This is a genomic window from Pseudomonas sp. CFBP2511 (assembly GCF_030209255.1).
GTDB lineage: Bacteria > Pseudomonadota > Gammaproteobacteria > Pseudomonadales > Pseudomonadaceae > Aquipseudomonas > Aquipseudomonas avellanae.
Map to the genome: position 1 here is coordinate 121,076 of NZ_JARVSI010000028.1, position 20,664 is coordinate 141,739.

At 58.6% G+C, this 20,664-nt stretch carries 22 protein-coding genes; 5 read left to right on the top strand and 17 right to left on the bottom strand.

Features of this window, described 5'->3' with window-relative positions; all coding sequences use genetic code 11:
* The first annotated feature begins 35 nt into the window (after positions 1–35).
* Positions 36–1,007 carry a magnesium and cobalt transport protein CorA gene (locus QRN38_RS23275; protein ID WP_005617011.1) on the top strand — a complete coding sequence of 324 codons (972 nt, stop codon included), beginning with the start codon at positions 36–38 and terminating at the stop codon, positions 1,005–1,007.
* Between the two features lie 59 nt (positions 1,008–1,066).
* Here the strand turns inward: QRN38_RS23275 and QRN38_RS23280 are convergent, their stop codons facing one another.
* A complete protein-coding gene (locus QRN38_RS23280; RefSeq protein WP_011103822.1) occupies positions 1,067–1,795 on the bottom strand; it encodes an amidotransferase in 729 nt (242 codons plus the stop codon).
* 616 nt (positions 1,796–2,411) lie between these two features.
* Here QRN38_RS23280 and QRN38_RS23285 point away from each other — a divergent pair.
* Positions 2,412–2,783 (top strand): rhodanese-like domain-containing protein, encoded by a 372-nt coding sequence (locus tag QRN38_RS23285; protein ID WP_005766850.1) that lies wholly within the window; start codon positions 2,412–2,414, stop codon positions 2,781–2,783.
* A 43-nt stretch (positions 2,784–2,826) separates the two neighbouring features.
* On the opposite strand, the gene QRN38_RS23290 is transcribed toward QRN38_RS23285, so the two are convergent.
* The 8 genes from QRN38_RS23290 to QRN38_RS23325 all read right to left on the bottom strand — a co-directional run bounded on the left by QRN38_RS23290 (position 2,827) and on the right by QRN38_RS23325 (position 11,161).
* Positions 2,827–3,657, bottom strand: a complete 831-nt coding sequence (locus QRN38_RS23290) for a transglutaminase family protein (protein ID WP_003378608.1) — start codon at positions 3,655–3,657, stop codon at positions 2,827–2,829.
* Positions 3,654–4,613, bottom strand: a complete 960-nt coding sequence (locus QRN38_RS23295) for an alpha-E domain-containing protein (RefSeq protein WP_003378609.1) — start codon at positions 4,611–4,613, stop codon at positions 3,654–3,656. Before QRN38_RS23295 ends, QRN38_RS23290 begins: the two co-directional genes overlap by 4 nt.
* 12 nt (positions 4,614–4,625) lie before the next feature.
* Positions 4,626–6,035, bottom strand: coding sequence for a circularly permuted type 2 ATP-grasp protein (locus tag QRN38_RS23300; RefSeq protein WP_005617003.1), 1,410 nt, complete (start codon positions 6,033–6,035; stop codon positions 4,626–4,628).
* 508 nt (positions 6,036–6,543) lie between these two features.
* Positions 6,544–6,885 carry a ribonuclease E inhibitor RraB gene (locus QRN38_RS23305; RefSeq protein ID WP_005617305.1) on the bottom strand — a complete coding sequence of 114 codons (342 nt, stop codon included), beginning with the start codon at positions 6,883–6,885 and terminating at the stop codon, positions 6,544–6,546.
* Positions 6,886–7,131: 246 nt separating this feature from the next.
* Positions 7,132–7,368, bottom strand: coding sequence for a hypothetical protein (locus QRN38_RS23310; RefSeq protein ID WP_003378612.1), 237 nt, complete (start codon positions 7,366–7,368; stop codon positions 7,132–7,134).
* A 190-nt stretch (positions 7,369–7,558) separates the two neighbouring features.
* Entirely contained in the window at positions 7,559–9,646 is a 2,088-nt protein-coding gene (locus QRN38_RS23315) for an LTA synthase family protein (protein ID WP_057418468.1), read from the bottom strand.
* A gap of 264 nt (positions 9,647–9,910) precedes the next feature.
* A complete protein-coding gene (speE, locus tag QRN38_RS23320) occupies positions 9,911–10,771 on the bottom strand; it encodes a polyamine aminopropyltransferase (protein WP_057418467.1) in 861 nt (286 codons plus the stop codon).
* Between the two features lie 198 nt (positions 10,772–10,969).
* Complete coding sequence (locus QRN38_RS23325) at positions 10,970–11,161, bottom strand: PLDc N-terminal domain-containing protein (RefSeq protein WP_002552853.1); 192 nt, start codon at positions 11,159–11,161, stop codon at positions 10,970–10,972.
* Positions 11,162–11,315: 154 nt separating this feature from the next.
* On the opposite strand from QRN38_RS23325, the gene QRN38_RS23330 reads away from it, so the two are divergent.
* Entirely contained in the window at positions 11,316–12,233 is a 918-nt protein-coding gene (locus QRN38_RS23330) for a ZIP family metal transporter (protein ID WP_007244314.1), read from the top strand.
* Here QRN38_RS23330 and QRN38_RS23335 read toward each other — a convergent pair.
* A complete protein-coding gene (locus tag QRN38_RS23335) occupies positions 12,230–12,748 on the bottom strand; it encodes a hypothetical protein (protein WP_057418466.1) in 519 nt (172 codons plus the stop codon). The genes QRN38_RS23330 and QRN38_RS23335 overlap by 4 nt on opposite strands.
* Positions 12,749–12,846: 98 nt before the next feature.
* Positions 12,847–13,392 carry an ankyrin repeat domain-containing protein gene (locus QRN38_RS23340; RefSeq protein WP_057418465.1) on the bottom strand — a complete coding sequence of 182 codons (546 nt, stop codon included), beginning with the start codon at positions 13,390–13,392 and terminating at the stop codon, positions 12,847–12,849.
* A 362-nt stretch (positions 13,393–13,754) separates the two neighbouring features.
* Between QRN38_RS23340 and QRN38_RS23345 the strand changes: the two genes are divergently transcribed.
* Complete coding sequence (locus QRN38_RS23345; RefSeq protein WP_057418464.1) at positions 13,755–14,033, top strand: DUF3509 domain-containing protein; 279 nt, start codon at positions 13,755–13,757, stop codon at positions 14,031–14,033.
* A 140-nt stretch (positions 14,034–14,173) separates the two neighbouring features.
* Here the strand turns inward: QRN38_RS23345 and QRN38_RS23350 are convergent, their stop codons facing one another.
* From QRN38_RS23350 to aroC, 6 genes are all read right to left on the bottom strand, one after another.
* On the bottom strand, positions 14,174–14,896 hold the full coding sequence (locus QRN38_RS23350; protein ID WP_044419761.1) for a helix-turn-helix transcriptional regulator: 723 nt from the start codon (positions 14,894–14,896) through the stop codon (positions 14,174–14,176).
* Positions 14,897–15,170: 274 nt separating this feature from the next.
* A complete protein-coding gene (mtnC, locus tag QRN38_RS23355) occupies positions 15,171–15,854 on the bottom strand; it encodes an acireductone synthase (protein WP_057418463.1) in 684 nt (227 codons plus the stop codon).
* Between the two features lie 16 nt (positions 15,855–15,870).
* Positions 15,871–16,416, bottom strand: coding sequence for a 1,2-dihydroxy-3-keto-5-methylthiopentene dioxygenase (locus tag QRN38_RS23360; protein WP_044390116.1), 546 nt, complete (start codon positions 16,414–16,416; stop codon positions 15,871–15,873).
* Positions 16,417–16,497: 81 nt separating this feature from the next.
* Positions 16,498–17,112: a methylthioribulose 1-phosphate dehydratase gene (locus tag QRN38_RS23365; RefSeq protein ID WP_005766874.1), complete on the bottom strand. Its 615-nt coding sequence runs from the start codon at positions 17,110–17,112 to the stop codon at positions 16,498–16,500.
* Entirely contained in the window at positions 17,109–18,278 is a 1,170-nt protein-coding gene (locus QRN38_RS23370; protein WP_081025427.1) for an MFS transporter, read from the bottom strand. Before QRN38_RS23370 ends, QRN38_RS23365 begins: the two co-directional genes overlap by 4 nt.
* 31 nt (positions 18,279–18,309) lie before the next feature.
* Complete coding sequence (aroC, locus tag QRN38_RS23375; protein ID WP_007244321.1) at positions 18,310–19,401, bottom strand: chorismate synthase; 1,092 nt, start codon at positions 19,399–19,401, stop codon at positions 18,310–18,312.
* A 141-nt stretch (positions 19,402–19,542) separates the two neighbouring features.
* Here aroC and QRN38_RS23380 point away from each other — a divergent pair, with 141 nt between their 5' ends.
* On the top strand, positions 19,543–20,574 hold the full coding sequence (locus QRN38_RS23380; protein ID WP_044390113.1) for an alpha/beta hydrolase: 1,032 nt from the start codon (positions 19,543–19,545) through the stop codon (positions 20,572–20,574).
* The last annotated feature ends 90 nt before the right edge of the window (positions 20,575–20,664 follow it).

Genomic DNA, 20,664 nt, shown 5'->3' on the forward strand with positions numbered 1-20,664 from the left:
TTGCGCCACTGACATAGTGAAGAAGCGATAGCACCATGGGTCGAGTTGTTGCAGCAGCGGTTTACACCAAAGGCAAAAAAGTCCGCGACATTACCCTTGATGAAGGCGCTGCCTGGGCCGCAAAGCCCGAGCACTTTGTCTGGATCGGGCTGGAGCAACCCAGCGCCGATGAGCTGACCAGTCTCAAAGAGCAGTTCAACCTGCATGAACTGGCCCTTGAAGACGCGATGGAAGTTCACAGTCGCCCCAAGCTTGAAACCTTTGGCGATGCGCTGTTTATCGTGACCTACGCGCCGGTGCGCGATAACGGCAAACTGGTGTTCATCGAAACCCATATCTTCGCGGGCAAGGGTTACGTCATCACCTCGCGCAATGGCCATTCAAAGTCTTACGGGCTGGTGCGTCAGCGCTGCGAAGCGCGGCCTTTGCTGCTGGAACACGGCGAAGACTTCGTGCTTTACGCCCTTCTGGATTTCGTCACCGAGAACTATCAGCCGGTGACCGAAGCCATTCACACCGAGCTTGAGCTGCTGGAGCAGAGCGTCATCGGCGGTTCACTGCGCGAGTCTGATATCCAGCATATTCATGCACTGCGTCGCGACCTGTTGCGAATGCGCCGTTACGTGGCACCGATGGTGGAAGTGGGCGAAGAACTGCAGCGACTCAGTTTTCCGTTTATCGACAAGAACATGCGCCCCTACTTCCGTGACGTGGAAATTCACGTGAAGCGCCAGATGGAGGACCTGGGCAACCTGTGTGACATCGCCAGCCAGACCATCGAAATAGGCCTGCTGCTGGAGTCCTCGCGACAAAGCATCGTGCAGCGCAAGTTTGCCGGGTGGGCAGCCATTCTGGCGTTCCCGACGGCGATTGCCGGCATCTACGGCATGAACTTCGAGAACATGCCCGAGCTCAAGTGGCACTACGGCTACTTCATCGTGCTGGGCGTGATCGTTGGCGGCTGTACGGCACTGTTTGCCAGCTTCAAGCGCTCCGGCTGGCTATAGCCGCCCCGCTACCTTTCAGAAAACCGGTCGGGCGCATAACGATGAGCCATGCGCCTGGATCAGGCTGATTGATTGTCCGGCTTGTGCGCCACGAAGCGCATCATCCATTCCGCCACGGTGGCGCCGTGGTGGTCATGATCGAGGCTGGCGACACCCTGTTTGTAAACTTGCTCGCCGAGCGCCTCCTGGCGAAGATCAAGCAATGTCCGTGAAAAGTCATGAATAAATTCAGGGTGGCCCTGAAAGCACAGCACTTGATCATTGATGTGGTAAGCCGCAAACGGACAGAACTCGCTGGAAGCGATAACCGTTGCCTGCTCAGGCAGCGCGGTGACCTGATCCTGGTGGCTGATCAATAGCGTGAGGTTGTCCATAGCCGGGGTCATCCACGGTCTGGCCGGGGCCAACTGGTAATGATGAATGCCGACTCCCCAACCTTGCGCCGCACGCTCGGTCTTGCCGCCCAGCAACAAAGCCAGCAACTGGTGGCCAAAGCAGATACCCAACAGCTTCTCGCCGCGCTGGTACAGCTCCAGCAGGTAGACCTTCAGCGTCTGAATCCAGGGATCGGTGCCAAACGAATCGGCCTTGCTGCCTGTCACAAGATAAGCGTCGAATTTTTCGCCCTCGGGTGGATAAACTCCCTGCACCACGTTGTATACCGACAACTCTGCAGCAATCGGCTGACGCGCGAACAGCCGCTCGAACATTCGACCGTACCCATGATATTGCTCGACCAGCTCCGCGCGCAGATTGTCGGTTTCCAGAATACAGATGCGTAAAGGCATAAATGGGACCCTGAAGCGGTAATAAGACGGTTGATCAGAAGCAAAGCCTGCCTTGAAGACCTTATCAAATCAAGCAGCGGCCCGTTTCACAGGCTTGTCGCAATCCAGGCGTAGGAAAAATCTGACTCGGACGAACGGTAGCGGACCAGGGATTTTTGAGCGAAGTGTCTAGCAGAGGCCTGCGCATGCGGTGGCTTGATCATTAATAACATTCAGCATTAAAAATTAAAATAGACATGCCTAACAGTTCTAGGCCTGAGGGCACCTCGGCTCTATGGTTAGATCTGTAACAGGGAGCGTGCAAAATCCATTCAGCGCTCGGGTTAGCGGTCAGTTGACCGGACCCGCCTGTTCACTGCTTCACCTAGCCAGCAGTCCAATCCCTGCACTGGATTCGACGTGCTTCTGTCGCTCAGGAATAACAAAAAAAGGCGGTCAGCCATGTTCAAGTTCAAATTCAAACACTCGAAAGTACGCCAGGCGGGATGGATTCTCTTCACCACCACGTTGTTATTGATCGTGCCGAATCTGAACAGGTTATTCGGCTGACTCGATGCACTTTCGAACAGCGTGTAACTGTGCCACTCTTTCCACTCGCATTGAAGGAGAGTGGCGTATGCGTCAATGGATTGCTGTATTTGCACTGGTCGGCAGCGTCGCTGCACAGGCGGGTGTGGCGGATCAGGCTGCGGCCGTGTCGGCATTGAAAGAAGGCAAGCTGGCCATGGATGTTCGCAGTCAGACCGACTACGAGGCTGGCACGGTCTTGAATGCGGTGCGGGTCGATGAAAGGCGTCTGGTCAATCAGATGAAGCAGGTGCTCAGCGACCGCAATGCGGTGTTTGTCATCTTCAGCAGCACTGACAGCAAAGCCGACAAGGCTCAGGAAAAGCTCAGGGCTGCGGGTTACTTCAGCGTGATCAACGGCGGCAATTACGAAGAGTTGCACAACGCGCTCTACGACATCACCGACGACCCTGCAGAATAAGCAACGGCCGGGCTTTCCCGCCCGGCCATGACCACTTGCTGATTCACTGATGCTGCGTCTGAACCTGCACTCGGGTTTTCACCTTGGGCGTACCGGTCATGGGCGAAACCACCACCTTGGCGTGCATCTGTTCCGATCCACCGCCACGGCGCATGCCGCGCACCGGACAGGCATCCAGATAATCCAGCCCTACCGCCAGTTTCAAATGGCGCTCGGGAATGGCCAGCTGGTTAGTCACATCGAAGCTGTACCACGCATCGTCAATCCACGCCTCGGCCCAGGCATGACTGGACAGGTGTTCGCTGTCTTCGCTGCACAGGTAGCCGGACACATAGCGTGCAGGCACGCCGAGGCTGCGCGCGCAGGCCAGAAAAGCGTGGGTATGGTCCTGACAGACTCCGGAGCGCCCGGCAAACGCCTGAGCGGCGCTGGTGTCGACTTCGGTTGCGCCCTGCGTGTAGGTCATGTGCTGATTGAGCGCCTGCATCAAATCGATCAAGGCAGTACGGTCAGTACGCTTGCGACATTCTTTGGCGGCGAAACTGCGAATCGCTTCGTCAGGTTCGGTCAGCCGGGTGACGCGCAAGAACGGCAGCGCTGACTGGCTTTCGTGCTCGGCCTCGCGGGTCTCGTCGATTTCCACCTGCCCACGCGCGCCGATGATGATCGCCTCGTGCGGTTCTTCAAGGCTCAGGACGTGCAGGATGTTGCCAAATGGATCGATCTGAGCACGCACCGGGCGTGGCAGCGTCAACTGCCAGCTAAGCACTTGCTGACGCTCGCTGTCATGAGGCGTCAGGCGCAGGTACTGGATACTGGAACGCACCTGATCATCATAGTGATAGGTGGTTTCGTGGCTTATAGAGAGTCTCATGCAGCCTCCAGGTACGAAGTGTGGATCGCATCACCCAGTTGGGCCAGCATTGGAATGAATTCGTTCAACCACTCGTGCAGGCCTTCATCCAGGATCTCGTCGATACTGGTGTAGCGCAATCGTGCATCCATCTCGGCCGCCATGCGCTGCGCAGGTCGGCCGTTGACGCCGGGAAGACTGGCGAGAATGACATCCATCTCCTCCAGACAGGCGCGCAACGAACGCGGAATATCGGCACGCAGCAACAGCAGTTCAGCCACCTGACGCGCGCCCGGCGCATCCCGATAAACTTCAGTGTATGCCTCGAACGACGACAGTGCGCGCAACAAGGCGCTCCACTGGTAGTAACCTGCTGCCGAGTTGTCTGCGGCAGCGTTGGCCTGCGGCCCGCGCAGTTCGAGCATTTCGTAGCGCGCGTCGAGCATGCGCATGGTGTTGTCGGCGCGCTCGATGAATGTTCCAAGGCGAATGAAACGGAACGCATCGTTGCGCATGATGGTGCCGTAGGTTGCGCCACGAAACAGGTGCGAACGCTCTTTGACCCACTCGCAGAAGCGACTCATGCCATAGCGGGTCAGGCCCTGCTGGGCGATACCGCGAATTTCCAGCCAGGTGGAGTTGATGTTCTCCCACATGTCTGCGGTGATACGACCGCGTACCGCGTGCGCGCTGGCCCGTGCGGCCCCCAGACAGCTGTAGATGCTGGCCGGGTTGGTCGCGTCGAGGGCGAAGAAATGCAGCATACGCTCGGCATGCAGCTCACCATGACGCTCGATGTAGGTTTCCAGCGTTCCGGTAATCAGCAACGGCATGGCTATTTCATCCAGCCCGTCGCCACGCCCGTCCTGGGGCATCAACGACAGTGAATAGCTTACGTCCAGCATTCGGGCGAGGTTCTCCGCTCGCTCCAGGTAACGCGACATCCAGAAAAGATCCGAGGCAGTTCTACTTAACATTGGCAGGCATCCTTAATCCTCGACCACCCAGGTGTCTTTGGTTCCGCCACCCTGAGACGAATTCACCACCAGTGAGCCTTCACGCAAGGCCACTCGGGTGAGCCCGCCAGGAACGACGCGGGTTTCGCGTCCTGACAGAACAAAGGGGCGTAAATCAATATGTCGCGGGGCGATACCGTTCTCGACAAACGTCGGACAGGTCGACAGGCACAATGTGGGTTGGGCGATGTACGCATGTGGCTTGGCTTTCAGCCGTGCGCGGAACGCTTCGATTTCAGCGGCGGTCGCTGCCGGGCCGACCAGCATGCCGTAGCCGCCGGAGCCCTGGGTTTCCTTGACGACCAGATCGCCGAGGTTGGCCAGCACATGGGACAGCTCTTCGGGCTTGCGGCACTGCCAGGTCGGCACGTTCTTGAGAATCGGCTCTTCGTCCAGGTAGAAACGAATCATGTCAGTGACATACGGGTAAACCGATTTGTCATCCGCAACGCCGGTGCCGATGGCATTGGCCAGCACCACATTGCCGGAGCGATAGGCCGCCAGCAGGCCAGGCACGCCCAGCATCGAATCAGGGTTGAACGCCAGCGGATCGAGAAACGCGTCGTCGAGGCGGCGGTAGATGACATCGACAGCCTTGGGACCATCGGTGGTGCGCATGAACACACGGTCATCGCGGACAAACAGATCGGCACCTTCGACCAGCTCTACACCCATTTCGCGCGCCAGAAACGCGTGCTCGAAAAAGGCGCTGTTGAAACGCCCCGGCGTGAGGACCACGACGCTCGGGTTGTCCAGGTGGCTTGAACTCTTGAGCGTGTCGAGCAGCAGATTGGGGTAGTGATCGATCGGGGCAATGCGTTGTGCCGAGAACAGCTCGGGGAACAGACGCATCATCATCTTTCGGTCTTCGAGCATGTAGCTCACGCCACTCGGGGTGCGCAGGTTGTCTTCCAGCACGTAATACGTGCCATCACCGTCGCGAACCAGATCGACACCGGATACATGTGAATACAAATCGCGGTGCAGGTTCAGGCCCTGCATCGCCAGTTGATATTGCTCGTTGGCAAGCACCTGTTCGGCAGGAATGATCCCGGCCTTGATGATGCGCTGATCGTGATAGAGATCGGCCAGAAACATGTTCAGCGCCTTGACGCGCTGAATGCAGCCACGCTCGACAATCCGCCACTCGCTGGCAGGAATGCTGCGCGGGATGGTGTCGAAAGGAATAAGCCGCTCGGTCCCCTGCTCATCGCCATACAGCGTGAACGTGATTCCCGCGCGGTGAAACAGCAGATCGGCTTCGCGCCTGCGTTGAGCCAAAAGCTCGGGAGGCGTGTCACCCAGCCAGCGGGCGAACTCCCGATAGTGCGGGCGAACTACACCGCCAGCGTCGTACATCTCGTCATAAAAGGTGCGGATCATGCCGTACTCCTTGTCACCATGGACACCAAGACCATCGCAAAGCCCGTGCCACCGGCATAAACGCTTCAATATCAGTAAGTTAGGTAAATACTCAACGCCCTGCGCACCATTCCTGTGCACTAAACGCCCAAGCCGATTCTTTTACGCTTCATTCGGAGGCGTCATTCAACCGTGAAATCTATGATCAGCATAGTCAGAGTTGATTTCCGCCAACGATATTAGTTCGCCATACTCACCAGCAACCGAGCAAACAGGGCACCAAACGCCGCTTTTTGCCTCACGCAGCATTTTGCAGAACAGGCGACATTTGCCTGCCGAATTTAAACAGACTTCCCTTTGAGCCACTCGTTTGAGTGGCTTTTTTTTGACCACTGTTTATGAAACTGCTCGTATTTCTGCGCGAAGACCGGGCCTGGCACATCAAACAGCGCGAGCAGAAACAAAACCGGCCGATCCGGAAAGTCATCCCGAATCAGCCGGCAGTGTGCTGCTTCCCGATCAGGCAACATCAAGCGTGCAGTCTTCTGATCTCCTGAGTGACACCCCAGCCTTCCACTTCTCCGTCCATGGGTGAAATCACCATCTGAAAGTCCTGTTCGAAATCACCGATACCGTCGTAAGTGGCATACATCACTTTGCTCAGTTGCAGGTGCCAGGCACCGTCATCACGTACGTTTATCTGGGTATTGAGGGATTCGCCGCGAAATTGCTCTGCAGCCTGCCGTGCCCGTTCCTCGTCCGGGAAAATGGCGTAGAACTCGATGGGATAGATTCGCGCGAAATCGAAACCGCCTTCTTTCATGCGGCGCAGTACATTACTGCTGATGTCCTCTTGATAGGCTGTGCTCATGAAACGTCCTCCTATGCAACGATAGATAGAGTTTCAACTCTTCCAGAGCGACCACCGGATCGGGGGCCGCCGCACGACAGATAATCCGGCGTGGGGAATCAAGCATGTAGCTGACCAGACCGGGCCTGCGCGCAGGCCGGGAATCGAGAGGTCAGAGGCCGAGTGAATGGCCTCATCTGCAGAGTAGCCCTATCGCGGACCGGATGCCAAGTGATTGCCACGAAAAGGTTTTTGATCGATGAACGATCAGCTCATTTCTGTGATGGAAATGATCTGCACGCTGTTATGGTCTTTGAGTGTCTTCACGGTAGGCTCGTCGGTACGCCCGTCCAGATCGTTGAGGTCCAGCTCATCGGTGACCGGATACAGGTCCTTGCGCAGAAGACGTGCAACCTCTTCTTCGCTGGGACGCTCTGCAAAGCCGGCCTCAAGGCGCTGCTGCACACCATCCTTGTCCAGGTACAAAATGGCCCACTGTTTCATCAATGCCTCCAGAACGAAGCCAGGCACTCTGGCTTATGTGATAAGGACCTTTTGAGCCGCGCATTCGTTCCACCGGATTCGTGTCACGCGGCCAGCACTGGCGCATGAAAAAGGCCCTCGCAGCGGGTGCCGAGGGCCTTTGTCTGTTGCGTGATCCGACTCGCCGGTTGCCCGGACGAGTCAGCCTTCGTCAGTTGCGGTTCTTGCTGGCCTCGACACCGGCCGTGTTGTCCAGAAGGCTCTTGGTCGCCGTCTGCAGGAAGCTTTCGAGCTTGCGCTTGAGCTCCTGTGTGTCCGGCGCATCGGGCACTTCTTCGGCAGACGGTTTGGCACCCAGCGTATAGGTCAGCAGCTTGGCGGGCATCTCCGTCGGTTCGATGAGAATGCGGTTGCCACTGATGATGGCGACCACCTGCTCACTGCCCGACGGCTTGATCACACCAAAGCCCTTGTCGCCTTCCGGCAGGTTCAACAGGTCGCGTCCCCAGCACTGGTTGCGGTTCAGACCGCCCAGACGGCCCATTATGGTGGGCACGACATCGACCTGCGTACCGACGATGCTGCTGCGCTGGCCGAACTTCTCCTGCACACCAGGACCGATCAGCAGCAACGGCACGTTGAAGCGCCCCAGGTCCATTTCGGTCAGTTGCTTGTTGTTGCCGAAGCCATGATCGCCCAACACCACAAACAGGGTGTTTTTGAAGTAAGGCTCTTTTTTGGCCTTCTCGAAGAACTGGCCCAGCGCCCAGTCGGCGTAACGCATTGCGGTCAAATGCTCATCCAGCGAACCGTGCCCGGTCACACGTTCGACCGGCAGAGGGTCCGGCAGTGCGTACGGTGTGTGGTTGGACAGAGTTTGCAGCAGCGCATAGAACGGCTTGCCGTCCTGCCGGGCTTTGAGTTCCTGCGCGCCACGGTCGAACATGTCCTGGTCGGAAACACCCCAGGTCGGGTCCGAGAACACCGGATTGACGAAGTCTTCGCGACCGACAAAGTTGGTCATGCCTTGGTTGCTGAAGAAACCCGACTGGTTGTCCCAGGCAAAGTTGCCGTTATAGACGTAGACGTCATCGTAGTTACGACCGGTGCTCAGCAGCTGTGGCAGGCCCGACAGCTTGTGGCTACCCTCCGGCGTCTGCATCAGGTATTCGAAACCCGGCAGGTTCGGGAAGCATGCCATGGTGGCAAACATGCCCTGGTGGGTGTGCGTGCCGTTGGAGAAGAAGTGGTCGAACAGCAGACCTTCTTTGGACAGCTTGTCGAAATACGGCGTGATGTTGGCATCGTTGCCCAGCGCACCGACCGAGTGGCCGGCGAAGCTTTCCATCAGGATCACAACCACGTTGCGAATCGGCAGCGTGTTTTCCACTGGCGGTGTGAAGTCACGGCGCACGGCAGCAATCTCAGACTCGACCAGCGTGTCGTGAGGCGTCAGCAGCATATCGCGTACAGTCTGCTGCGCATCCGCCTGCGGCAGGGTGGCTTTCCAGATGTTGTCGCGATCTTCGGACATACGGCTCTTGGCCGCAGTGATCAGGGTCAACGTGCCATTGAGGCCCAACTGGTTGGCGAAATTGGAATCGGTGGTGTACGCATCACCCCAGCGCAGCGGCGGGCCCTGACGCAGGGTGCCACGGATGCACACGACCATGACCAGCAAGACCAGAACGAAAACACCAATGCGCAGGTACCACGGCGCAACGCTGCTGACATGGTGGGTGCCCGTGGTCGTAACGTGGCGTGGCCGTGTAAGGCGGTCGATGCCCTTGAACACCAGGCTCAACAGCCAGGTCACAATGGCCCAGGCGAGCAGGTAACGCACCACCGGAAAGCCGTACCAGAGCATGCTCAGAACGGTCTTCGGGTCTTCCTTGACGTACTGGAACACCAGACCGTTCAGGCGCTGGTGGAACTCACGGTAGAAGTCCATTTCCATCAGGCCGAAGAACAGCGTGATGCTGCCGACCAGCGTCAGCCAGAACCGGAAGAACCCGCGCGCCGCCATGGCCCGGGCGCTGAACAGCGACAGCACCAGCGGAATGAGCAGGTACACGGTCAGGCGCAGGTCGAAACGCGTGCCATTGAACAGCGCTTCGAGGAAGGTCGAGGCTGGCGTATCGCCAATCATCTCGCGGTTGTAGACCAGCAGACCTATACGCAACAGGGTGTACATCACCATCAGAGCGAAACCGCTGAGCAGGATGTAAGCCAGATGCGATTTGACAGTCGGGTTTTGCAGGCGGGCTTGCCGATGAAGCTGGGCGTCCGTTTTGGCCATGGTTGTCAGGATCCGGTGGATTCAGAAAATAGGTTCGAGAGTGCAGCACCGCCCTGTTCTCGGAGCGGGCGGCGTGCAGCAGGGCGCAGATATTACTTGATTGCGGGTCGCCTTGGGGCCAGGTCGCCGGTGAAGGTGCACGCCTGTTCAGTTTCGCGCGCAATTCTGGGACAGCAATTGTGAAATTTCTGTCGCCCGCCACGCGCCTCAAAGCGCGTGTGGCAACGTTTCAGGCCATCAGGCCTGAAACGTCTCGACTGTCTGTCAGTCGTTACTGGCCTTGTTCACAGCGTGCAGCACGTACTGTGGCAAGGCGAATGCGCCGATGTGAACTTCCGGATTGTAATAGCGCGTAACAATACCGCTGCCCGAGAAGCGCTGACGCAGAGTTTCCAGCGGCAGTTTGCGATAGCTCTTGTCGGTAGCGCCCCACGCGAAGGTCATTGCCCCGCCGATGTAGGTCGGGATGGCCGCATGATAGAAATGCCAATCGGCAAACAGACCGTTCATGCGCCCGGCCGTGGTTTGCACGCCGCTCAACTGCATGAAAGGCGTGCCGTTCTGGGTGACCAGAATGCCGCCCTCGTTCAGGCAGCGATGGCAGGCCTGATAGAAGTTTTCCGAGAACAGCACTTCACCTGGACCGATCGGGTCGGTGGAATCGGAAATGATCACGTCGAATTTTTCTTCGGTGGTCGCTACAAAGCGCATGCCATCGTCGATGACCAGGTTCAGACGCGAATCATCAAAAGCGCCACTGGAGTGATTGGGCAGGAACTCCTTGCACATCTCGACTACCGTGGCGTCGATCTCGACCATGGTGATGTGCTCGACGGTCAGGTGCTTGGCGACTTCGCGCAGCATACCGCCATCGCCGCCGCCAATGATCAGTACGCGTTTGGCAGCGCCATGGGCCAGAATCGGCACGTGAGTGAGCATTTCGTGATAGATGAACTCATCCGCTTCGGTGGTCTGGATCACGCCATCCAGCGCCATGACCCGGCCCATGCGCGGGTTCTGGAAAATAACCAGGTGCTGATGCTCGGTGCGTACTTCGTGCAGCATTTTTTCCATACGAAAGCGCTGGCCGTAGCCTTCGTACAACGTTTCCTGATAATCGCTCATGGGTAAGCTCCCGCTGGGTACTGATGACAGGACGGCCGACCGCCCACAACAAAGGCGCGCATTCTACGTCGAGGAACATGACAGGTCGAACCTCTCTGCAGCCAACCGCCCTCGTCCATGTGGCAAACGCCCTGCCCCGAAAACAAAAAACGCCTGATTACCCAGGTAATCAAGCGTTCGGGGCAGCCTGGTAACGTATCAGATACGCACGTTGCCACGCGGTCCGAGGATCGCCCAGATGATCAGGCCAACGACCGGCAACAGCACGATCAGCAACACCCAGAGAATTTTCTTGCCGGTCTCTGCGCCGCTTTTCAAGACGTTGATGATGGCCCAGATATCGAGCGCGAGAATAATCAGGCCGACAAGGCCGTTGAAGCTGGAACCCATGATATTACCCCTGGAATGAATGCTTACCTTGCTAGGATAGTTGCGCCGTTCGGGGGTTCCGTTGAACCAACCTTATATTCTCGGGCTCCCAATCGGGGTCATTTTGCATTTTTACTCGCCATCGCATTAAACCATCACACAGGTGAACCCCTTCATGCCAGCACCCGCACACCCCCGAATGACCTGGTCCAGCCATTTTCAGGCCAGCCCACTGGTGAGTCTGGGCTTCGCGCTAGCCTTGCTGATCGTCGTCGGCCTTGGCGGCGTCAGCCTTTACAACGCGTTTTATGGCGCCAGCCAGGTCAATTTCAATCACGCATTGCTGGGCGGCACCGCTGGCTTTCTGGCCACGGCGCTGGGTGCGGTGCTGGCGGTTGCACTGCGCGAGGTGTCACAACGCGCACAGGACATCATGCTCGGCTTTGCGGCAGGCATGATGCTGGCTGCCAGCTCGTTCTCGCTGATTTTGCCTGGCCTTGCGGCCGCCCGTGACATTACCGACAGCGGCCCCTGGGCGGCTGCAACAGTGGTGGCCGGGCTTGGGCTGGGCGTATTGTTGATGCTGGGCCTGGACAAATTCACCCCGCATGAGCACGAAAGCGTCGGCCGTCAGGGACCGCACTCGGAGCGCATCAATCGGGTCTGGTTATTTGTACTGGCGATCACCCTGCACAACCTGCCGGAAGGCATGGCGATTGGCGTAAGCTTTGCCAGCGGTGACATGAATGTCGGCTTGCCGCTGACCACCGCTATCGCCATTCAGGACATCCCCGAAGGCCTGGCCATTGCGCTGGCGCTGCGCTCCACCGGCCTGTCGGCGTTCAAAGCCATGCTGGTGGCAATCGGTTCAGGCCTTATGGAGCCACTGGGCGCGCTGGTAGGGCTGGGCATTTCCAGCGGGTTTGCCATCGCGTACCCACTGAGCATGGGGCTGGCTGCTGGCGCGATGATCTTCGTGGTGTCCCATGAAGTCATCCCGGAGACCCATCGCAACGGCCATCAGACCTCGGCAACGCTGGGCCTGATGGGCGGTTTCGCCGTCATGATGTTTCTCGACACCGCACTGGGTTAACCGCGCAAGGCCTGCAACGCCGGCGCGGCATATATGCCCGCCGATGCGGCCAGTTCGATGACCCGCGCCTCGTCACAACCGTAAACCAGCACCGCCTGCAATTCATCATCCAGCGGCTGGCTGAAATTCATCAGCACGTAGCCACCCATTTCCTTGTTCATGCTGCTCAACTGGATCTGGATGCGATTGACGGCGACCAGAGGCTCGACCTTGGCCAGTTGTTTGGGCTTGATGTTGAACGTCACTTCCTTGCCGAACGACTGAACAATCTGCTCGAACAGGTCCATATAAGTGTCAGCCTGAAACAGCACGGTTTCCGGCAGGCTGCCAACCACCACCCACTCGCCCAGCGGGATCGGGAAGCTGTCGTCATAATTGATGTCCGGGTTGGCAGCCAGAAACGCCTGCGGGTCGGCATAGGCCTGCGCGGCGTCATCAGCGATCTGCAGGATTTCGTCTTCGCCCATGCAGCCGGAGCTGATTTTGCTGATTAATTCGACCAGTGAGTCTTTCATGGGGGCGATCCTGCGGCAGGCAAAAAAAGAGGCGCGAAGGATAGCGGTAAATCCCTCGCGCCTCTATGTGTTAATGCCTGATGCATTAATGCTTGGCTTCAGGCCCGGGCAGCCTGCACGCCCAGCCTGGTCAGTTGCTCGGCCGTCACGGTTGCGCCCATTGCCTGCGCCGCGCCCAACGCGGTAATGCCCTTGGCATCGCAGGCATGCGGGTCCGCTCCCTGGCCGATCAGGTAATCGACTATCTCATTGCGGTTGAACATGGCAGCCATCATCAAGGCGGTGCGACCGTCAGCCGCCGCGCCTTCCACGTTGGCGCCCGCATCTACCAGCAATTTGACTACCGCCATGTCGCCTTTGAAGGCGGCACCTGCAATCGGGCTCTGGCCATTGTCATTGCGGATTTCAGGATCAGCCTTGTGGTTCAGCAGCACGCGTACCGCATCCTGATGGCCGTGGTAGCTGGCCAGCATCAGCAGCGTGTCACCCTTGTGATTACGCAAATCCGCTGGCAAGCCCTTTTCCAGCAGACGCTCCAGCATCACGGCGTTGCCCTGGCGAGCGACGTCGAATACCTGTTCGGCGAACTCTGCGGCCTCGTCTTCGGTCATGGTTTTCGACTGGCTGATAGCTGAATCGGTCATTGATCACTCCTTGGCAAACGGTGCCACGGGAATCCCGGTTGTCCCGGTGGCGGTCAATACACTGACCGCAACGCTTGCCAGCTGTTCGATCAACCTTGAGCAATGCAGCCGATAGCGATTCTGGTCGGCCGAGCTCAGGGCGACGCGTTGCCACGCCCGATCGTTATGCCCGATGTCGATCGTGCAAGAAACGGCAAAATGCAGGGTGCACGATGGTCGTTCATGCAAAATGCACGAGACACAAAATCGGACTATCTTTCAAGTGATTGATTTTAAAGGAATAATTTTAGTGCAAATACTGGCACAGACACTGCAATAGTACTTCCAAGCTTGTTATCCCATGAGCAATGGAGCCGCCAGACATGACCTTTATTCAAGAAAAATTCGCTTCCGTATTCTCCGACTACACCGTGACTACCCAGCCACGTCCTGATGGCGGTGTCCTGTTGTCACTGCGTACTCAAGATGGCAAACAGATACGTCGCTCCGTGTCTTATGCTCAGTTGCACACTGCGGTTCAGCTGGAATGGGTCATCAGCGCAATTCGCCGTGACCTGGCTGCACAAGCCAGCGAACTGCCTGCGATCTCGATGCTGCAAAGTCAGCACCGCTTCGATCTGCCGACTTACCACACCCGTTAATCGTTCTGCCGCCCTCACGGGCGGCTTGTTTACGCTGTTGTACGCTCTCTCATCCCTTGTTTGCCGCGATTACACCTTGTTTTCGCGGCTTTTTTTTGCGCTTTTTTTACCAGTGCTCGCTTGGCTCGCTCGTTAGCCCGTTACCTGATAAGGCCGCGGCAAAGGGCTTCGCCTACCGCCTGCGCTCTGTTGGCGACGCCCAGCTTTGAGTAGATGGTCTTGAGGTGGTACTTCACCGTCGACTCGGAGACATCGCGAATTATCGATATCTCCCAAGCGGTTTTTCCATCCCTCGCCCACTGCAGCACTTCAAGTTCACGGAGCGTCAGGCCGCGAGAAGAGAACTTCAGCCCGCGCGCCACACTGTGCAACACAGGCATGAGACTGCTGACGAGGTATTTTTGTTCAGCGGAAATCGTCCGTTCCACTTCGCTCAGCGTACAGACCGACGTCACGCTTTCTGTGCCACGGCAATGGCTGGTGTAGCCGTAGGAAATGGCCGGGAGCAGTTCGCAGGCATCGACCGCCTCTTCGTAACAGGCTGACGCCGGGTATTGTTTGAACGCATCCTGCCAGTTCAAAAAGCCCAGCTGATTGCGATAGCAGCGGATGACCGGGTCCTGCGTGATCAATTCATGCTGCCGATACGCCTGCCCCCACGCATCGTCAACATTGGAGGTGATGAACGTCAGCAGCATCGGGCCTTTAAACTGATAGAACATGGCCCGCTCGCTGTCGCATTCGCGTCGCAGCCACTGGAGGGCTTTTTCGATGGCGGTCTGGCCATTAAGCTCAGTAATTGTGCTCACCATCTGCTGTATCAATAGATCCTTGGTTGCGCTTTCTGTCATGGCACTGCACATCGCTGCCGCTCCTTCTGTTCACGTGAATGTGCCCGTGAATGCGTCCGTGAATCGGTACAGTTATTGCCCGTGGTTCAGGGGACGCGCAGAAGTTACACGAATAATTACGTTGGAAAACAACGACTAAACCAAAACAGAATCAACGCACTTTCAGGCAGGCAACGTCCCACTCGAAAGCAGGATGCTGCCTACAGAAAATAAAACCCAGGCGTGATGACAGGCAAAATTGCGCACCGCGGCATCAGGACGATGCCGCGCAGAACAGGCAGGTTTTCTAGAAAGAAGCGGGATCGATGAGCGTAAAACTGTTCACATGCCGGTGTCCCGCGAGCACTCCGCCATCACGCGCCAGGCCGCACGTGAGCATGCCGGCAGCTTTTGCGGCGTCGAGTTCTTCGACAATATCCGAGAGAAACAGAATCTCTTCGGCGGCAAAGCCTGTGGCGTTGGCGATTGTCTGGTAGGACTGCGCCTCGCGCTTGGGCCCCGACGTGGTGTCGAAGTAGCCGCTGAACAGACCGGAAAGATCGCCCGCTTCCGAGCAGCCGAAAATCAGTTGCTGGGCCTGAATCGAACCCGACGAATACACGAAAAGTCTGTAGCCCTGCTGGTGCCAGTGTTGCAGTGCGTCAACGGCGTCGGGATAGACATGCCCCTTGAGCTGCCCGGCGTTGTAACCCTGCTCCCAGACCATGCCCTGCAATGCCTTGAGCGGCGTGGCCTTGCGGTCTTCGGCAATCCATTCAAGCAGAATCGCGATCACCCGCTCGACATCGGCATCCGGCTCGGCGCTCTGCGTGCGCACCGCCTGCAACTGCGCCGCCACCTGAGGCTGCTCGGCATGTTGACGAACAAAATCGGGCAGGTGCGTTCTGGCGAATGGAAACAATACGTCGAACACGAAGCTTACGGCACTGGTAGTGCCTTCGATGTCCGTGAGAATGGCTTTGATGGGCATCAGTGTCGGGCTCCTGTCAGTCTTCCAGCCGCGGGAAACGGCCGGCAATGTCTTCACCGGTAAAGTTTGCGACCCAGCCGTCAGGGTTGTTGAACAGGCGAATAGCGACAAAATGCGGGTTTTCGCCCATGTCGAACCAGTGCCGAGTACCGGCGGGCACGGAAATCAGGTCGTTCTTTTCGCACAGCACGGCATACACGTAGTCGTCGATGTGCAGCGTGAACAAACCGCGCCCGGCGACGAAAAAGCGCACTTCGTCTTCGCCGTGGCGGTGTTCTTCAAGAAATTTGGCACGCAGTTCGGTTTTCTGCGGGTGATCGCTGTTGAGGCTGATGACGTCCACGGTGACGTAGCCGTGCCGGGTCATCAGCGTGTCGATCTGGGTGCGGTAGGCGTTGATCACCTCTTCCTGACTGGCGCCGGGGGTGATCGGCGTCGCGGCTTCCCAGCGGTCAAACGCCACGCCGTGTTCGGCCAGCGTCGAGGCGATGTCTTCCAGGTGGGTCAGCACCTTGTTGGGAATATCCGGGCTTGAAACGTGATAAACGGACAGGCTGCTCATGGCATGGATCCTCGGTTTGGGGCAACGCCTTCCGGCTTTTACAGGCCGGTCAGGCTGACAGACGGGTTTAATGGGCGATCGTTAACGGTTCATGACCGTACGCATCTTCAGCTCGCACTCGAACAGAAACTCGAACGCTTCGATCTGGCGCAGTGCGTCGCTCATTCTTGCGCCCCAGGTGTAGAGCCCGTGGCCGCGAATCAGGTAGCCGGCACACTCGGGATGGGCGTCCAGCCAAGGCTGCACGTTTGCGGCAAGCCGGGCGATGTCCTGATCATTGTCGAAAATCGGCACAACAACCTGCGATTCGTGGGTCAGTACGCCGTTGAAGGCCTTTTGCAGCTCGTAATCCTCGAACACCAGATGGTCAGCGGCCGTCAGCCTGGACAGCACCGTCGCATTCACCGAGTGGGTGTGCAGCACTGCGCCGACCTGCGGCCGACAAAGGTAAAGCTGGGTGTGCAGCAAGGTTTCCGCAGACGGCTTTTTGCCGGGCTCCAGGCTGTTGCCAGCGAGGTCAGTTGCCAGCACATCATCTGGCCCCAACTGGCCTTTGTGCTTGCCGGACACGGTCAGCAACGCTTCGCTGGCCGACAGGCGCACGGAGTAATTGCTGCTGGTGGCAGGCGACCAGCCACGACCATACAGGAACCGCCCTGCTTCGATGATCTCCTGACTCAGTTGTTCGCGGCTCATACGCCTTCCTCTTTTCTGGATGTGACAATCATGACGGCTGCAGCAAAGGCCGCAAGGCTGGCGATAGCAAATGTCCAGGCCGGCCCCAGCGCGTTCCAGCTGTAGCCCGAGTACAAGGCACCCAACGAGCCGCCCACACCGGACAAGGCGGCATACAGCGCCTGCCCCTGACCTTGCTGACGCGGGCCGAAGCTACGTTGCACGAAATGAATGGCAGCGGCGTGAAAGCTGCCGAATGTGGCGGCGTGCATCACCTGCGCAATTAACAGCGCAGGCAGGTGCTCGGCGAACATGCCGAGCAACAGCCAGCGTAATGCGGCGAGCAGGAAACTGGCGAACAGGACCTGGCGCACGGAAAACCTATGGAGGATGCGGCTCATGGCCATGAACATCAGCACTTCAGCCACCACGCCGACTGCCCACAGCATGCCGATCAGGCCGCGGCTATAACCAAGCGCCTCCAGGTGCAAGGTCAGAAAGGTGTAATACGGGCCGTGGCTGAGCAGCATCAGCGCAACACTGATGTAGAACACCCACACACCCGGCCGCATCAGTTGCTTGAGAAAGCCGCCCGCCTGCGCCTCTGCCTGCGGGGTCGAAGTCAGCGGTTGCGCATTGGGCACCCACCAGCTGCTGACTGCGATGCCGGCCATGATCGCCAGCAAGATATAGGGAAACAGGTCCAGGCTGAACCATTCAAACACCCGTCCCAGCACCACGACCGCCAGAATGAAGCCGATCGAGCCCCATAGCCTGATCTGGCTGTAGCGCGAGGTCTGGCCTTGCAGGTGCGCGAGGGTGATGACTTCAAACTGCGGGAGGATGGCGTGCCAGAAGAATGCATACAGCGCCATGACCATCGCCAGCCAGGCATAGCTTTTATCGATCAGAATCAGCGAGAACGCCAGCAGCGTGCAGAGCGCACCAAAGCGCACAATCAACAACCGCCGCCCGGTGTGGTCACCCAGCCAGCCCCAGATATTGGGCGCGACACAGCGCATCAGCATGGGGATAGCGACAAGTTCGCCGATTCGGGCACTGGCAAAACCCAGGTGATGCAGGTAAAGCGCCATGAAGGGCGCCGCCGAGCCGAGCAAGGCGAAATAACACACATAGAACCCGGACAGCCGCCAATACGGCAACTGCCCGTCGGGCGTTGGCGTCACGCTGGCAGACCGCAACCTGTGACAACGCTCATTACAGCTGGGCCAGCACAGGTGTGGCGACGCTGACATCGGCGTTTTGCCCGCGATGACGCAGCAAGTGATCCAGCAGCACGATGGCCATCATCGCTTCGGCGATCGGCGTGGCACGAATGCCGACACACGGGTCATGCCGCCCTTTGGTGATCACGTCGGCAGCGTTGCCATCGACATCGATCGAGCGCCCCGGCGTCGTGATGCTCGACGTCGGCTTGAGCGCCAGGTGCGCAATGATCGGCTGGCCGGAGGAGATACCGCCGAGAATGCCGCCTGCCTGATTGGACAGAAAACCCTGCGGTGTCATCTCGTCGCGATGCTCGGTGCCGCGCTGCGCGACGCAGTCGAAACCGGCACCGATTTCCACGCCCTTGACCGCATTGATGCTCATCAGCGCGTGGGCAAGCTCGGCGTCCAGGCGATCGAAGATCGGCTCGCCAAGGCCGGGCATGACGCCTTCAGCCACCACCGTGATTTTCGCGCCGACCGAGTCCTGATCGCGACGCAGCTGGTCCATGTAGGCTTCCAGTTCCGGCACCTTGTCGGGGTCTGGGCAGAAAAAAGCGTTGTCCTCAACCGAATCCCAGGTCTTGAACGGGATCTGGATCGGGCCGAGCTGGCTCATGTAACCGCGAATCACAATGCCCTGGGTCGCCAGGTACTTCTTGGCGATGGCCCCGGCCGCCACGCGCATGGCGGTTTCCCGCGCCGAGCTGCGACCCCCACCGCGGTAGTCGCGAATGCCGTATTTGTGGTGGTAGGTGTAATCGGCATGGGCCGGCCGAAACAGGTCCTTGATGGCCGAGTAGTCCTTGGACTTCTGGTCGGTGTTACGGATCAGCAAGCCAATCGATGCACCGGTGGTCTTGCCCTCGAAGACGCCCGAGAGGATCTCGACCTCATCGGCTTCCTGACGCTGCGTGGTATGGCGGCTGGTGCCCGGCTTGCGCCGGTCCAGATCACGCTGCAGGTCTTGCAGGTCCAGCTCCAGGCCCGGCGGGCAGCCGTCGACGATAGCGACCAGCGCCGGGCCGTGGCTTTCGCCGGCGGTGGTGACAGTGAACAGCTTGCCGAAAGTGTTGCCGGACATGCGGGCGCTCCGAAAAATCAGCTAAAAAACCAGATCGTTAAACCAAGCGCGCCAGTATACGCAGGCTCGCGGTTCAGTTCATCCTCGAACCTTCTGTCACCGCGTGCGTCCAAGCGAGACTCCCCCCATGATGGCCTTGCGATGTTATCCGGTAATTCCCTGCTTCGAGTTCCAAACGCGCTGCGCCTGTTGGTCCTGCCGGTCACGCTACTCCCGGTACTGCTGCTGAGCCTGATCGCCGGCACAGCCAGCGCGGCGGCGCCCAGCGTGGTGCAGCGCCCTATCAGCGTGGATACCGAAAACGGCAAGCTGTACGGCACTCTGCTGCTGCCTCGCTCCGACAAACCTGTGCCGGTGGTGCTGATCATCGCAGGCTCCGGCCCCACCGATCGCAACGGCAACAACCCGGAGGGCGGGCGCAACGACAGCATGAAACGCTTGGCGGTCATCCTGGCCAGCAACAATATTGCCAGCGTGCGCTACGACAAACGCGGCGTGGCAGCCAGCAAGGCGGTCACGCCGGACGAACGCAACCTGAGCGTCGAGCGCTACGTTGCCGACGTTCAGTTGTGGGTCAGAGCCATCAGGGCCAACCCGCGCCTGGGCCAACTGATTCTGCTGGGCCACAGCGAAGGAGCGCTGGTGGCGAGCCTTGCGGCGGAAAAGGCAGAGGCTGCGGCAGTGATTTCCGTCGCAGGCACCGGACGGCCAGTCGCCCAGGTGCTGCACGAGCAGTTTCAGGAGCGCCTGCCGCCAGAACTGTTGCAGCGCAGTGACCAATTACTTGAAGAACTCAAGGCCGGCAAGACCGACGACAAAGTGCCGGCCGAGCTGGAGGTGGTGTTCCGCCCCAGTGTTCAGCCGTACCTGATCTCGCTGTTCCGCCAAGACCCGGCCAAAGCATTCGGTGCGCTGCGCATGCCGGCGCTGATCGTGCAGGGGCGTAACGATATTCAGGTGGGCGTGGGCGATGCCCTGCTGTTGCAAAAAGCCCGACCGGATGCAGAGCTGGCGCTGATCGACGGGATGAACCACGTGTTGCGCATCGTGCCGGACAACCTGCAGCAACAACTCTTGTCCTACCGCAATCCGACCCAGCCACTGGCCAGCGAAATGACCAAGCAGGTACTGCGTTTCATAAAGGCGCTGCCAGACACCGAGAAAAAGATCTGAAAGCAGACGTCGCAAGCCCTTCAGTCTCGGTCACTTTGGCCGATAGCGGTGTTCCAGCCTTGTGTTTCAGCGCAAGACTCAGGAAAGGAC